The sequence below is a fragment of the Alkalibacterium psychrotolerans genome (assembly GCF_054784355.1).
Genome location: NZ_BAAGPH010000129.1, coordinates 1 through 15,523 on the forward strand (window position 1 = coordinate 1; position 15,523 = coordinate 15,523).

Genomic DNA, 15,523 nt, shown 5'->3' on the forward strand with positions numbered 1-15,523 from the left:
TGGAAATGAAATGGTACCTGTTTATTATAAGAGTGTTCACGGTATTATCTATGATTATTCAGAACTCAAAAAGTAAAGGCTACGCACTATCCCAAAAAGGGCGAAGGCGTAGCCGAAGCTTTTTTTAACATAGATCAGTAAGCCTCTATGGACTATTTTTTAACTACTTTTAGAAGGACCGTTTTAGTAGAAAATAAAAAGGTGTATAGACGATAAATATAAGCGTTACGAATGATATGGTTAATTATTAACACTTGGTTCATTTTTGCTACCAAAATAAATAGCATTAGTTATAATGAGATAAAAAAAGCACCTCCTGGACTGATTAAGTCTCAAGAGGTGCTTGTTTTAATTAACTATTATTGATTCAACGTAACATCTCTTAGTTGCAGGATGCCTGTTGGGTGCTGCCATAGACCTTCAACATCTTCGCTGACTGCCAGCAGGAATTCTGAATGGTGGATGTAAAGCATTGGTGCTTCTTCCACAAGGATTTCCTGAGCTTCTCTGTACAGTTCCAGACGTTCGTCTTCGTCAGAGCTCTGGCGTGCTTCTTCAAGCAAAGCATCCAGTTCATCTGTTGCGAAGAAAGTACGGTTACCGGCTTCACCAAAGTTACTTGAGTGGAACAGTGGGTACATTCCGTAGTCTGCATCACCTGTTACTGTGCTCCAGCCTAAGATAAACATATCGTGTTCCCCAGCTGCAGTGTCAGCAAGGTAAGCACCCCACTCAACAATTTCCACTTCAACATCAATACCGATTTCTTCTAATTGTGCTTGGGCAACAGTAGCCATATCAATACGGTCCTGGTTATCGTTAGTCCAAAGTGTAGTAGAGAAGCCGTCTTCGTATCCTGCTTCTGCAAGCAATTCTCTCGCTTCTTCAACGTCGTGTCCTAAGCCAGAAACATCTTCATCAAAGCCAAAGACATCCGGAGCCAGTGGACCGATTGCTGGAATACCAATACCATCGTAAATTCCGTCAATCATAGCTTGCTGGTCGATAGCTAGTGAAATAGCACGACGGACCAATGGGTCATCAAACGGTTCTTTTTCAGCATTAAATCCAATGTAAGAAAGAGAAACAGATGGCTGCTGGTTGACAAACATACCGTCTGAACCTTCTACACGGCTGATATCAGATGGGCTGATTGGGTCAGAGATGTGAACTGTCCCAGTTTCCAAGTCTGCTAAACGAGTTGATCCTTCAGGCACGACTCTAAATGTGATGGAGTCCAGAGCAGGTGCACCGTCCCAGTAGTCGTCGTTACGAACGAGAACAATTTCCTCGCCCGGTTCCCAGCTTTCGAAAGCAAATGGACCAGTTCCAACAGGGTTTTCGTTAATGACAGTTCCTGGGTCAGAACCTTCCTCCATTGCTGCGTAGTCTTCTTCGATCAGCTCAGCTGACATGATTCCGCCACCATTGTGCGCAATGTGTGCTGGAAGTGGAGAGAATGGAAATTCAGTTACGAATTCGACAGTGTAATCATCGATAACGTTAATTTCTTCGACCATCTCGTATAAGAAGGCACGAGGTGAAGCAACGTCTTCATCTAATACACGCTCAAAGTTGGCTTGAACAACTTCAGCATTAAAGTCTGATCCATCATGGAAAGTAATGCCTTCACGAAGGGTAAATTGCCATGTCAGGTCATCGACCATTTCCCATTCTGTTGCCAGGCCTGGCTGAAGTTCCATGTTTTCGTCTTGAACCAGTAGAGCCTCGTAAATATTGAAGGCTACGTTACTGGAAGGGGTATCGTTAGAACCATGAGGATCGAGAGACACGGCGTCTGACAATTGAGCGATAACTAAATCGCCACCAGCGACTGCTTCTGTATCTTCCCCTTCCTCATTTGTATCGGTTGCGTCATCTACCGGATCACTATCATCTGTTCCGCAAGCGGTCAGCAGTAATGAAGCGGCTGTGAATGTGGAAAGCCATAGTAGCTTTTTATTCATTTTCACCATTATTAATACACTCCTTCTTATGCGTAAGTCGTTTTTTATTTTTAAATATAATTAATACTATATCTGACTGAATAAAAAAGTCAAGCGTTATTTTAATCTAAATTTAATATTTCTTTTATTTAAAAACGCTCAAATTAAAGGGTTTATATGGAAAAAGTTTCATAAGATGTCATTTAATTTATTTAAAATTAAGAAAATAAAATTATTAATTGTATTCTAATGTTTTTTATAATGTGTTTGTTAAATATGTAGCGTTATTATATTGAAAGTGCTTTCAAATTAACGATTTTTATCTAAGCCATCCCATTTATAACTCATTTTTATATTGCAAATTTCTAATAAACGTGTAAAATTATAGAAAGCTAACAATTAGTTATACTTTGTTCCATCCAATGTTTATTAATACTTATTAGTGTATAAGCATATCTGTGCTATCTCATATATAGAAAGGAAAAATCATTATGCAAGAAGAAGTGAACTTAAATACAGGAGGGTTTTCGGGACCAGAACCTTCACATCCAAATGTCGTGAGATTCAAAGAGTTTATGAAGAAGTTTTTTAGAAACAAATCAGCCCTTATGGGTGCCATTATGATTTTGTTTCTATTTATTATTGCCTTTGTCGGACCTATGCTGACGCAGGTTAGTCCAAACGCACAGGATTTGACGAATCGACTGGCTACTCCTAATGCAGAGAACTGGTTTGGAACGGATCATTTGGGAAGAGATATATTTACACGAATTGTTCATGGCATGAGCATTACATTGAGAGTTGGTTTTTTCTCAGTGCTCATCGGGATGACTACGGGTGTGACGCTGGGGATTGTTTCAGGCTATTATGGCGGATGGGTTGACACCATTATCATGCGCCTGATGGATATCCTGCTTGCTTTCCCGGGAATTCTTTTAGCCTTGGCGGTTGTCAGTGTTCTTGGAGGAAGCTTAAACAACGTTATTATCTCAGTAGCTGTTTTCTCTATTCCTGTTTTTGCTCGAATTTCCAGAGGATCAACACTTGAAGTCAGACAGTTGGAATATATTGAGGCCGTTCAGGCACTTGGAGCAGGGGATTTCCGTATTATAGCGGGTCACGTTCTACCGAATATTCTGTCACCTATTATCGTACAGGCAACTTTGAATATCGCAACATCCGTTCTGACAGCGAGTGGCTTGTCATTCCTTGGGATGGGTGCACAGCCGCCTACACCTGAATGGGGCGCTATGCTGAGTGATGGACGTAACTATATGTGGGATGCTCCCCATGTAGCGACGATACCGGGTATAGCCATTGTGGTCGTTGTCCTGGCATTCAACATTTTCGGAGACGGTTTACGGGATGCGCTAGATCCTAAGACCAAAAATTAGGAAAGAGGGAAAAAAATGCTTAAATTTTTATCAAAACGTTTAATTCAGACGATTCCTGTATTGATTGGTGTGACCGTCCTGACCTTCAGTATGATTCTGCTTATCCCGGGAGATCCGGCACAGATTATTGCTGGGGAAGCTGCTTCTCCGGCTCAGTTGGAACTGGTGAGAGAGCGTCTGGGTCTGAATGACCCGATTCCTGTCCAGTATTGGGATTACGTCACTGGGCTGCTTCGTGGAGACATGGGAACCTCCGTCAGAAGTGGACGAGATGTTTCAACTGAAGTCTTTGGAAGACTGGCACCAACGATTGAACTCGCCTTTTACAGTACGCTGCTGGCCGTCTTTATCGGCCTCATTGCTGGGGTGATTTCGGCAGTCAAGCGGTATTCGCTTACCGATTCCGTTATTATGTTCGGTGCACTGTTCGGTCTCTCCATGCCAAACTTCTGGCTGGGTCTGATGCTCATTCAGTGGCTGGTCATTGGTCAGGGCTGGTTCCAGGCATCGGGTTGGGGAACGCCTCAACAGATGTTTTTACCAGTTGTTACGCTCGGAACGGCCGGTTCGGCGATTATCGCCAGGATGACCCGTTCCAGTATGCTTGAGGTCATTGACATGGATTATATCCAGACGGCCCGTGCCAAAGGGGTCAATGAACGGATGGTTATTTATCGTCACGCTTTGAAAAATGCCATGGTTCCCGTTGTAACAGTCGTCGGACTGCAATTCGGATCTCTTTTAGGCGGAGCCGTTTTGACAGAGACGGTTTTTGCCATCAACGGACTGGGTCGACTAATCATTAATGCCATTCGCGCACGGGATTTCCCAATCGTACAGGGTGGCGTACTGGTATTCTCTTTTATGTTTGTCTTTGTAAACATATTAGTGGATATTTTGTACCGCTTCCTGAACAAGCGAATTGACTTAAATTAATCAGATTATACAGCTTGATTGAGCGGGCTCAGCCTGCATCACGATGAATGAGAGTGAAAGGAATGAATGACATTGGCGGAAAAATTACTTCAAGTTGAAAATCTGAAGATTTCTTTTTCCACTGGAGATGACCTTTTAGAGGTTGTATCTGATGTATCTTTTGAAATCGAGCAGGGTAAGACGCTTGGTATCGTTGGGGAATCAGGGAGTGGAAAGAGTGTATCAGCGCGATCAATTATGAGATTGCTGGAGAAAAATGCAGTGATTGATTCAGAGAGCCGGATTATTTTTGACGGACAGGATATATTAGAGAAATCAGACAGAGAAATGAGACAGATTCGAGGGAAAGACATCGGGATGATTTTCCAGGATCCGATGACTTCATTGAATCCAACGATGAAAATCGGCAGGCAGATATCAGAAACGATTCTGATTCACCAGGATGTCAATAAAAAAGAAGCGGCCAGACAGGCAAAAGAGATTATGCATTTGGTGGGTATCCCGGATGTTGACACGAGATACGGGCAGTATCCCTTTGAGTTTTCCGGCGGCATGCGTCAGCGGATTATTATTGCGATTGCTCTGGCATGTAAACCGAAACTATTGATTGCGGATGAGCCGACAACGGCTCTGGATGTAACGATTCAGGCTCAAATTCTGGATTTGCTGAAAGACATTCAAGAGAAGACGGGGACGTCCATCCTATTGATTACACACGACTTTGGTGTGGTTGCCAATATGTGTGAGAAAATTGTGGTCATGAATAAAGGGCGCGTGGTTGAGCATGGAACAACGAAAGATATTTTCAGCTCACCTAAAGAAGACTACACGAAAAAACTTCTCGCAGCGATTCCGAATATTCATGCTGAAAAAAGTGAAGAGTCAAAAGCCAAGTTAAGAGAAATTTACAGCGGCAAACGTGAAAAGCTTATTGAAGTCAAAGAACTGGCGAAGCATTTCCCTCTGGGCAGGAAAGAGATACTCAAAGCGGTGAACAGTGTATCCTTTGATATTTACAAAGGCGAAACGCTGGGTCTGGTTGGAGAGTCCGGTTCAGGAAAATCCACAACTGGAAGAACACTTTTGAGGTTGCATGAAGCGACGAGTGGAGAAACGGTCTACGAAGGTTCAGATTTGAACACCTACAAGAAAAAGCAGATGAAAGACATGCGCAAGCGCGTGCAGTTTGTCTTTCAGGATCCCTACTCGTCTTTGAATCCGCGTCAAAAAGTTGAGGACATTATTGGTGAAGCACTCGACATTCATAAGCTGGCTAAATCGAAGAAAGACCGTAGAAAACGAGTGGAAGACTTGCTGGAACTGGTTGATTTGGATAAGTCATTCAGTCAGCGTTTCCCGCATGAGTTTTCCGGCGGTCAGCGTCAGCGTATCGGTATTGCCCGAGCATTGGCAGTAGAACCGGAGTTTATTGTTCTTGACGAGCCGCTGTCTGCTTTGGATGCTTCTGTTCAGGCCCAGATTGTCGACTTGCTGGAAGATCTGCAGAAAAAATTGAATTTAACGTACCTCTTTATTGCGCATGACTTGGCAACAGTGAAACAGCTGTCTGACAGGGTTGCGGTGATGTACAAGGGGAATATTGTAGAACTGGCTGATTCGGAAGAATTATTCAAGAACCCTGTTCACACCTATACCAAGCGTCTCTTATCAGCGATACCTGTTCCAGATCCGCATTATGAAGCAACGGTCAAGGCAGTTAATCAGGATGCCGAACCTGAAGTGATTACCATTGGTACCCAATTCAAGGAAATTAAACCAAATCACTGGGTCATGCAGTAAATGATATGAAAAAATCCTCTCACATTAGTGCCTTAGAGCATGTGGGAGGATTTTTTGTATTATTTAATAAAGAAATGGATGATTTTGTGAGATTTCTTGAGGCTTCGGCAGACTGAAGTGGTCAAAAGTATTGAGTCTACCGAACAGGGGACGCCTTGGGTAAACTCGAGTCCTCCTCTTCGTTGAGCATTCCGAAGTGGAGGCCCCTTGGGTAAAGTGGAGCGTCTGATTTCTTTGGGTCTGCCGAAAATGGGAGAAGTTAGGTAAACTGACCAGCAAAAGTGAAGCGAGTTTACTCAAGTGGGCCTCACTTCGGTAAACTGAGTGCGAAAATGAATTTGACTTCGCCTAAGGGGTGCCGTGTTCGGTAAAGTCGGGAGTTGAGCGGTAGCGAGTTTGCCAAACAGGTTATAACTTTGGCAGACTGAAGAAATTCGGGTTGCTGAGTTCACTGAATATGTCTATACTTTGGTAAACTGTAAAAAAATGGGGGGACTTTTTCTGTGGGAACATTATTTATATTAATGCTGGAACGAGTAGGCTTGATTATCGTGCTGGCATATCTGCTACTAAGTATTCCCTACTTTAAAAAAATGCTGATGAAACGGGGAAGGTGGAAGAGTAAGCTTCAGCTGATAATTATTTTTAGTGTGTTTGCCTTTATTTCAAATTTTACCGGTGTGGAAATCAGCCGGGACTTAGAGGTGGTAAACCAACTCTTTACCTCGCTGGATACAACATCATCCTTGGCCAATACACGGGTCTTGACTATTGGCGTATCCGGTTTGATTGGAGGAACCCCAGTAGGCTTGGTAGTTGGACTGGTGTCAGGAATCATTCGCTACCTTCAAGGGGGAAGTGACCCGCATATCTATTTTATCTCGTCTACTTTGATTGGTTTGCTGTCGGGACTTTTTGGCAACAGTTTCATCAAAAAGAACGTCTTTCCCAAACCATCTCATGGAGCCTTTATTGGAGTGCTGACAGAAATGGTTCAAATGGCATCCATTCTTTTACTCAGTTCCAATTCAGTTCAGGCCTGGAACTTGGTTCAACTGATTGGCTTACCGATGATACTGACAAATAGTATCGGGATGGCTCTGTTTCTCTCCATTATCCAGTCTTTCAATAAACTGGAGCAGGAAACGCGTGCTGTTCAAACTCATGCAGTACTTGAACTGGCCGAAGCCACTCTTCCTTATTTCAGGGCCGGGCTGACAGAAGAGGCTTCCGGTAAAGTAGCACAGATTATACAGGACACGATGAAAGTTTCTGCGGTCAGCATCACAGATACGGAAAAAATAGTGGCTCACGTGGGTGCGGCAAGCGACCATCATAAATCACCCCAGTCGATTCTGACAGACCTGTCCAAAGCTGTACTTGAAACCGGCCTAGTGAAAGAAGCTCACAGCCCCAAAGAAATAGGCTGTCATGTTGAGGGCTGCCCTTTGGAAGCAGCAGTTGTCATACCGTTGACTGTAAGGAATGAAGTACGCGGTACTCTGAAGTTTTATTTTACGAATGAGCAGAATTTGACTTATGTTGAACGGCAATTAGCTGAGGGATTGGGGAAGATATTCTCGAGCCAGTTGGAATTCGGTGAGCTGGATACTCAAAAACGGCTGCTTCAGGATGCTGAAATCAAATCTCTTCAAGCTCAGGTTAATCCGCATTTCTTATTCAATGCCTTGAACACTATATCTGCTCTAATACGGATAGATAGTGAGAAGGCTAGAGAATTGCTGTTCCAGTTAAGTGCCTTTTTCCGTTCGAACTTGCAGGGAGCAAGGCAGAATCTAATCTCAATTGAAAAAGAACTGGAACAGGTAGATGCTTATGTCAGTCTTGAGCTGGCTCGCTTTCCGGATCGTTTCACAGTAAGAAAAGACCTCAGCGAATCAGTTCTTGATTATGCGATTCCCCCTTTTATGCTTCAGGTTCTCGTGGAGAATGCTGTGAAGCATGCATTCAAAGGCAGAAAGACGAATAACCATGTCACCGTTGAGATTACTGAAGACAAGAATTTTCTGTTTATTGAGGTTAGGGATAATGGGGTAGGCGTCCAAAAGGATATCTTGAATGATTTAGGTGTAAAAACTATCAATTCAAGAGAGGGAACGGGATCGGCAGTAGAAAATCTAAATAAACGGCTTATCAGTTTATTTGGCAATGAAGCAAAAATCAATATTCAATCCGGAGAATCGGGGACGCGTGTAAGTAGTCGTATTCCCAAAAGGAGGAACAGCCGATGAATATTCTTCTTGTAGAAGATGAATACCTGGCAAGGGCCGAGCTCAGCCACTTGCTTCAAAAAGATAAGCGGGTCACTACTATATTGGAAGCCGAAACGATTCAGGAGGCCTTAAAGTTACTGCTCTCGCAGACAATTGATATAGCTTTTTTGGATATTCATCTGACCGATGAGAGTGGCATGGATCTGGCTGATATGCTGAATGAGATTCCAAATCCGCCAGTTATAGTATTTGCAACGGCCTATGATCACTATGCGATAGAAGCTTTTGAAAAAAATGCTCGAGATTATATCCTGAAGCCATTTGAGGAAAAACGTGTGATTGAAGCGCTCAATAGGGCAGTCACTCAGCTGGAATCTACTTCTGACCAATCTATTGAAGAGGATGCTCCTGATAATGTAGCGGTGCACACGGATGACCGAATATACCTGCTTAAAATTCAAGCTATTGCAACGGTAGAAGCGACTCAAGGAAAAACCGTTCTCTATACTGACTCTGAACAGTTTGAGACAAAGGAAACATTGCAGCACTGGGAACAAAAATTTATCCACCACTCTTTTATGCGTGTTCACCGTTCCTTTATCATTAATCTAGACATGATTAGTGAAATTGAACCATGGTTTAATCAGACATATCAAGTTACACTCAATACGGGCCTGAAAGTACCTGTGAGCCGCTCATATATCAAAACCTTTAGAGAAAAGGTTAATCTGTAATGCAGTTCAGCCTGCTTTAATTGTAAGTCAAAGGTGATTTTCTGCATCTCATCAAGAAATTCACTATAATTTATTTCTTCCAGTAAACTAAGCTTATAAATATAACGCTTACAAAACCTACGGGAGGAATAGATTATGATTACATTAATTGGCGGAATTGCACTGCTGATAGTGGGGTATTTTACCTACGGACGATTCATAGAGAAGAACTTTACCATTGAACCTGAGAGACCGACTCCAGCAGAAACGTTAAGAGATGGTTACGATTTTGTTCCGATGCCAAAATGGAAAAATGCTATTATTCAATTACTTAACATTGCAGGAACAGGACCCATTTTCGGCCCTATAATGGGAGCGCTTTATGGCCCCGTTGCTTACATCTGGATTATTGTCGGTGCGATTTTTGCAGGAGCCGTTCATGATTATATGATTGGTATGATCTCTTTGCGAAATGGCGGCGCTCATCTGCCGGAATTGGCCAGTAAATATCTAGGAAAACCAGTTAAGCATGTCGTCAATATCTTTACTATGCTGCTTCTATTACTTGTTGGAACGGTATTTGTTACTTCGCCAGCGAACCTGATTTCAAGTTTCACACCAAGCTGGATGACGATTGGCATGATAACAGGGTTAATTTTCATCTACTACATTGTCTCAACTATTCTGCCGATTGACAAGGCATTGGGTAAAGTCTATCCGGTATTTGGGGCAATTCTCATTATCAGTACTATTGCAATCGGTACAAGCTTGTTGGCAGGCGGACACAGTATCCCCAACCTGACACCAGCTTCCATGACCAACTGGCACCCTGAAGGCACGCCTATTTTTCCAATCATATTCTTTACGATTTCCTGTGGAGCTATATCAGGTTTCCATGCCACACAATCACCTATGGTATCCCGTACCAGCACGAATGAGAGAGAAGGACGCTTTACATTTTACGGAATGATGATTGCTGAAGGTGTTATAGCGATGATTTGGGCAGCCGCAGCCATGTCACTATTTAACGGACAGACTCTCAGCCAAATGATTGCAGCGGGTACACCAAGTGTGGTGGTCAATCAAGTATCGATCCTGCTACTAGGCAACGTTGTTGGAACAATTGCCATATTCGGTGTCATCGTTTTGCCTTTGTCATCCGGCTTATCGGCATTCAGAAGCTTGCGAACCATACTAGCTGATTACTTGCACATCAAACAGGATACACTTAAAAAAATCCTTATGCTGACGATTCCGCTATATGTCATTTCATTTGGGCTTACGCAAGTTGATTTCAATTTATTGTGGAGATATTTCAACTGGGCGAATCAGGTGACCGCAGTGATTGCTCTACTGGTCGCCACCCGCTACTTGTATCTGAAAGAAAAGAATTATTTTGTAACCTTAATGCCGGCAACCTTTATGCTCTACGCGGTTGTTGTCTATATTGTTAGTCAGCCAATAGGATTCGGGCTTGGTCTCGGTGCTTTGACTTATGGACTTTCCCTTATTGGAACACTTCTCATTTTAGGTCAGTTCTGGAAATCAGGCAAACAGCAAAAAGATGCTCTATTACCCGACTCAAGTCTTCTAACGGATCACTTAACTTATTCTACACCAGTCACGAGTTCTGGTAGCTAAGGTTCTCTATCTCTTATAATATAAATAGAACCAAGCCGCTCGACTGTCAAATATGGCAGCGGAGAGGCTTGGTTTTTCTAGTTATTACATTTTTTTAGTATTAAATAATGAAAAATTAGACTTTAGTGACTAACTTCGGCTTACTCAAATCACGTATAAAGTTGAGTCTACCGAATGTGGAGCAGCTTGGGTAAACTCGGGGTACCAAGTTTGTTGAGTATTCCGAAGTGGAGGCCCCTTGGGTAAAGTGGAGCGTCTGATTTCTTTGGGTCTGCCGAAGATGTATGTAGTTAGGTAAACTGACCAGCAAAAGTGAAGCGAGTTTACTCAAGTGGGCCTCACTTCGGTAAAGTGGATGAAAATATGAATCTGACTTCGCCTAAGGGGTGCCGTGTTCGGTAAAGTCGGGTGTTAAGCAGTAGCGAGCTTGCCAAACACGCTATAACTTTGGCAGACTGAGTCTCAAATCATCCTTGAGTTTACCTAAGAACCTGTAAAATATAGATTAAAGCACCGTTTAAGTCTGTGCGGCAACAGTTTTTCTTTTCAATGCCCTAAGGAAACGGTCAGAACTGACCGTTTTTCCTAATGCAGAACAAAAAGCCTTTTATGCTGCAGATTATTTTATCGAGAAATGACGTTATTCATATCCCTCAGTCATCATTTCATGTATCCAAAAAAGCGTGTCGTGGGCCGACTCATCCAGTACTCTATAGTACTCAATGCCTTCAGCATTTCTGATAATCGAGTCGCTTAAACGGGTGAATTCCATCTGGAGTCCGTCTGCGCTCACAATATAGTGATGGCCGTAAACGGTGATTTCCAAGTCGTTAAACTTATGCACACCGGCTTCCAGCCCACTCGATAAAGCATCCTCATCACGTTCCTCCAGCAGGCTTTCATCTGCCGGCCATCCTCTGTACTGATTCAACACAACTGCACTGTTAGTGTCGAAGGAGAGAAAAGACTGATCGTGACTGTGGGTAGGGTCAAAATGAACTTCCCAGTGACTGTCATACAAATCATTGGGATGCAGACCATGTTCATTGGTCTGACTATACAGGTAATTCTGGTAAGCAAAAAATACTAGCGATACTGTTGCGACGATAAGTAATAAACTAAGGACAATATTGGTAACTTTTCGCCGTTCACTTCGTGTAACTTTTTGGGTTATATCTTCGGCCAGTCGTGAATCTTCCTTAACTAAATCATCCAGAGGTACATCGTAGAGTTCACTGAGTGTAATTAGAGTGGTTAAATCCGGGAAGGTGCGCCCGACTTCCCAACTGGATATTGTCTGTCGGGAGACGTGGAGAATGTCCGCCAGTTCCTTTTGTGTATAGTCGGCCTCAAGCCGCTTTTCTTTCAATTTTTTGCCAAGTTCCATATCGGTTCCCCCTCGTTCATCGTAAGTTAAGTGTATAATGTCAAAAGAGGAATAGCTAGCTACAGTCTGTAGAAATCCATATAAAGCCTTTAGTGACGGGTGCTACAGTTTGTTGCAGGTGTAAGGAAGTCAGTTAGGCGCACCATTTTTAAGAGAATAAAACTGTTGGGGCTTCCTCTTAAAAATTTTCGTAACTTTTTTAGATAGGTAGAAATTAACAGTCAGCACAGCCAAGTATTTATAGAAAAAGGAGGAATACTTAATGAAGCGAGTAACAATCGTTGGACCGTCCGGCTCAGGTAAATCAACTTTAGCACAAGAACTGGGGGAGTTAAATAGTCTGCCGGTCTTTCATATGGATCAGCTCTTTTTCCGGCCGGGCTGGATAGAGAAGCCTCGGGCTAAACTCATAGAAGAAGTTGAACAAATTCTTGAAAATAATAATGAATGGATAATCGAGGGGAATTACAGTCAGACATTGCCGAAACGCATATATCAAAGCACACATGTCATTTTTTTGGATTACCCAAGATACCTCTACGTTTACCGCGTCCTAAAAAGGCTCATAACCACTTACGGGAGAGTAAGAAAAGATATGGCTCCGGGCTGTCCTGAAAGAATTGACCTAGATTTTTTGAAATACGTCTGGCAGTTCAAAAGTAAACGGCGCGATAAGCTGATGCGCATTGTCCAGTCTGAAGTGTCGGAGAAGGACCAACTTATTATTTTCAAAAGCCCAAAAGAATGTGAAGCTTACATAAAGATTTTAAAGACTAATTAAGGAGTCAAACAATGATTACAGACCAGCTTTCAATTATTTCAGTTGACGATTCAGAAGAAAAAGCGGCTATTGTAAAAGAGGTTCTGGCGGATTTGCCCGAATGGTTCGGCTTGCCTGAATCGACAGCTCAGTATGTTGAGGAGGCAAAAGGAGCCGAACTGTGGTCAGCTGAATACGGTGGTGAAAGTATGGGTTTCATTACATTAACTCAGACAACAACAGACACAGCCGAAATCCACTGCATGGGCGTAAAAAAAGTCTACCACCGAAAAGGGGTAGGAAAGGAACTGTTTAATGCGCTCGAAAGCTATGCCGCCAAACACTTCAGCTACCTTCAAGTCAAGACAGTGGATCAGGGACACTATATAGAGTACGACCAGACCATTGCCTTTTACCAAAACAGAGGGTTCAGCAAACTCGAAGTCTTCCCAACTCTTTGGGACAAATGGAACCCTTGTCTGATTATGGTGAAAAGACTCCAAGGATAACGTTGAACACCCTCCTTTTAAAAGGGAGGGTGTTTACTGTTTTGTATGTATCAGTTAACGAAATGGGTGTGTCTGACTTTCCAGTCTTCCAGTTTGATCCGTACCCAGAAGCTGTAAATACCCAGTGTGATGACAGTCAATAGCCACCATTTGAGCCAATTACCGAATAATCCGAAAGCTGTTCCGGAAAAAGTCAATCGTCTGCCGTCAACCACCGTATGGTTGATGCGCCAGCCGAATAGTTTACATAAACTCCAAGGATAGAGCAAGCCGAGTGAAAAAACTGTTGCCACTGTTCCTAGAATGGTCCAGCCGATTAGCTGTAGAAGTCCGCCGTCAAAAAAAGACTGCCGGCCGTTTTTCTGTTCAAAAGAAGTTCGTGCTACTGTTTCCAAAGTATATCCTCCATTCCGTTAATTATTAACTACATATATATTATGAATGATTATAAACAGAAAAACAATGAGGAAAAGACAGAAAGCAATCAATCGCTCTCTGCCTCTTCCCCACAATCAGTTTATCTATAATCAATCCATTGTCTTCAGTGGCTTCACAGCCGGTCCATTCAGCACCTCGCCTTTATAGGAAAAGCGGGAGCCGTGGCATGGACAGTCCCAGGAGCGCTCTCCGTCATTCCATTCCAATCCGCAGCCCATATGAGTACAGGTTGTTTTCACTAAATGAACCTTCCCGTCTTTGTCGCGGTAACCGCCTGCTTTTTTCCCATCGACAGTGACGAATCCGCCTTCGTCGCGCTGCAGTTCTTCAGGTGTTTTATCCGGACGCTTGGCTTTTGTCCAGACAAAGTCTTTGCCGACAGCCGTGTTCTTTTTGGTGAATTTGCCGGCATCTTTAAGTTTGAACTTGTTTCGGGTCGGTTTAAACAGGTCGCTGTAGCCATTCGGCTTATCCAACACTAAATCAGAGAGAATTTTACCCGCCGTTGCCCCTATAGCCATTCCCCATTTGTTGAAGCCGGTTGCCAGGTAAACGTCTTTTGAAGTGCGGGTCATCTGTCCAATATAAGGAACACTATCCAATGTAGTCATGTCCTGAGCAGACCAGTGGTTATGGATACGGGTCAAAGAGAACCACTTTTTGCCGAACTGCTCAAGGTTATTATAATGGTCTTGTATAGGTATACTGCTTTTACCCGTCTGATGACTTTCTCCGCCAATCAGAAAAAGGGTTTCCCCGTTTTCTCCTCGAACCGGGCGCAGCGACCGTGTGGGGGAATCCGCACTGATATACATCTGCTCCGGGATTTCACCTGACACTTCAGCGACCAGGGCGTACGAGCGGTTGATGGTGAGTTTTGAGAAATAAAGGCCATTGAAGTCATTAAAAGGATAGTGCGTCGTAACGATTATTTTCTCGCAATCGATAACGGCACCCTTTTCAGTTAATACAGCTGTTTTCTTCTTGAGCAGACTGACGGCCCGGGTATTCTGATAAATTTTTCCACCGAGGCGACTGATTTCTTCGGCCAGTTTAGACAGAAATTTGACTGGGTGAAACTGCGCCTGCTAACTCATTGTTAAGGCTGCTTGCGTTGGAAAAGGCAGCTCCGATACTTGACCGACTGACAGAAAGCCGTTAATATTCAAGGCTTCATAGGCCCGGGCTTCTTTTTCAATGCGTTTTTTTCCTTTATCGGTAGTGGCATAAACGACGGTCTGCTTTTCTTCGAAGTCGCAGTCAATATATAAGCGATCAGCTGTCTCTTTAACGAACTGAATTCCATCCATATTGGCGTCATAGTAAAGTCGTGCTTTCTCCTGATTGAAGGTTCTGATTAAGTCGCTGTAAATAAGGGCATGCTGGGCAGACAATTTAGCTGTTGTATGGCCGGTAACTCCTGAGAGGATTTTTCCAGCATCAATCAGCGTCACGTCTTTGCCCGCTTTCGCCAGGAGATAAGCTGTGACAATTCCGGCAATGCCTCCACCGATAACGGCGTAAGTGGTCGAAATATCTTCTTTTAGGACAGGAAAATCAGGAACAGGATGTTCAAGCCAATATGCGCTGGGGAACTGGGTGAGTGTGGAATCGGTATTCTTGTTTGACATGAGATAACCACCTCGTATAATAAGTTTGTAGTTAAGAATTGTTCTTAACTTAGTTGATTGATTAACTGTTTGAAAGAATGGAGCTTTCTCCCCCATGGGGGAGAAAAATTTCAAAAAGTCGCTTTTGATGATCC

The 15,523-nt window shown here is 43.2% G+C and carries 12 protein-coding genes and 2 pseudogenes; 9 read left to right on the forward strand and 5 right to left on the reverse strand.

Annotated features, from left to right (window positions below; all coding sequences use genetic code 11):
* Positions 1-359: 359 nt before the first annotated feature.
* A complete protein-coding gene (locus ACYVLS_RS10345; RefSeq protein ID WP_460324221.1) occupies positions 360-1,976 on the reverse strand; it encodes a glutathione ABC transporter substrate-binding protein in 1,617 nt (538 codons plus the stop codon).
* Positions 1,977-2,437: 461 nt separating this feature from the next.
* Between ACYVLS_RS10345 and ACYVLS_RS10350 the strand changes: the two genes are divergently transcribed.
* From ACYVLS_RS10350 to ACYVLS_RS10380, 7 genes and pseudogenes are all read left to right on the forward strand, one after another.
* Positions 2,438-3,340, forward strand: a complete 903-nt coding sequence (locus ACYVLS_RS10350; protein WP_460324223.1) for an ABC transporter permease — start codon at positions 2,438-2,440, stop codon at positions 3,338-3,340.
* A 15-nt stretch (positions 3,341-3,355) separates the two neighbouring features.
* Complete coding sequence (locus tag ACYVLS_RS10355) at positions 3,356-4,276, forward strand: ABC transporter permease (RefSeq protein WP_460324225.1); 921 nt, start codon at positions 3,356-3,358, stop codon at positions 4,274-4,276.
* A 66-nt stretch (positions 4,277-4,342) separates the two neighbouring features.
* Positions 4,343-5,158 (forward strand): annotated as a pseudogene (locus ACYVLS_RS10360) (ABC transporter ATP-binding protein); the annotation flags it as partial.
* 21 nt (positions 5,159-5,179) lie between these two features.
* Positions 5,180-6,076, forward strand: a complete 897-nt coding sequence (locus tag ACYVLS_RS10365; protein ID WP_460324241.1) for an ABC transporter ATP-binding protein — start codon at positions 5,180-5,182, stop codon at positions 6,074-6,076.
* 503 nt (positions 6,077-6,579) lie between these two features.
* Positions 6,580-8,328: a LytS/YhcK type 5TM receptor domain-containing protein gene (locus ACYVLS_RS10370; RefSeq protein ID WP_460324227.1), complete on the forward strand. Its 1,749-nt coding sequence runs from the start codon at positions 6,580-6,582 to the stop codon at positions 8,326-8,328.
* Positions 8,325-9,044: a LytR/AlgR family response regulator transcription factor gene (locus tag ACYVLS_RS10375; protein WP_460324229.1), complete on the forward strand. Its 720-nt coding sequence runs from the start codon at positions 8,325-8,327 to the stop codon at positions 9,042-9,044. Before ACYVLS_RS10370 ends, ACYVLS_RS10375 begins: the two co-directional genes overlap by 4 nt.
* Before the next feature lie 135 nt (positions 9,045-9,179).
* Entirely contained in the window at positions 9,180-10,664 is a 1,485-nt protein-coding gene (locus ACYVLS_RS10380) for a carbon starvation CstA family protein (protein WP_460324231.1), read from the forward strand.
* 640 nt (positions 10,665-11,304) lie between these two features.
* Here ACYVLS_RS10380 and ACYVLS_RS10385 read toward each other — a convergent pair.
* On the reverse strand, positions 11,305-12,051 hold the full coding sequence (locus tag ACYVLS_RS10385; RefSeq protein ID WP_460324233.1) for a helix-turn-helix transcriptional regulator: 747 nt from the start codon (positions 12,049-12,051) through the stop codon (positions 11,305-11,307).
* Between the two features lie 262 nt (positions 12,052-12,313).
* Between ACYVLS_RS10385 and ACYVLS_RS10390 the strand changes: the two genes are divergently transcribed.
* Together ACYVLS_RS10390 and ACYVLS_RS10395 are read left to right on the forward strand one after the other, a co-directional pair.
* Positions 12,314-12,832 carry a P-loop NTPase family protein gene (locus ACYVLS_RS10390; RefSeq protein ID WP_460324235.1) on the forward strand — a complete coding sequence of 173 codons (519 nt, stop codon included), beginning with the start codon at positions 12,314-12,316 and terminating at the stop codon, positions 12,830-12,832.
* 11 nt (positions 12,833-12,843) lie between these two features.
* Positions 12,844-13,320, forward strand: a complete 477-nt coding sequence (locus ACYVLS_RS10395; RefSeq protein WP_460324237.1) for a GNAT family N-acetyltransferase — start codon at positions 12,844-12,846, stop codon at positions 13,318-13,320.
* A gap of 50 nt (positions 13,321-13,370) precedes the next feature.
* Here ACYVLS_RS10395 and ACYVLS_RS10400 read toward each other — a convergent pair whose 3' ends face one another.
* From ACYVLS_RS10400 to ACYVLS_RS10410, 3 genes and pseudogenes are all read right to left on the reverse strand, one after another.
* Entirely contained in the window at positions 13,371-13,715 is a 345-nt protein-coding gene (locus tag ACYVLS_RS10400) for a DUF898 family protein (protein WP_460324239.1), read from the reverse strand.
* A 132-nt stretch (positions 13,716-13,847) separates the two neighbouring features.
* Complete coding sequence (locus tag ACYVLS_RS10405; RefSeq protein ID WP_460324243.1) at positions 13,848-14,237, reverse strand: Rieske 2Fe-2S domain-containing protein; 390 nt, start codon at positions 14,235-14,237, stop codon at positions 13,848-13,850.
* Positions 14,238-14,249: 12 nt separating this feature from the next.
* Positions 14,250-15,485: pseudogene (locus ACYVLS_RS10410) on the reverse strand (NAD(P)/FAD-dependent oxidoreductase); the annotation flags it as partial.
* Between the last annotated feature and the right edge of the window lie 38 nt (positions 15,486-15,523).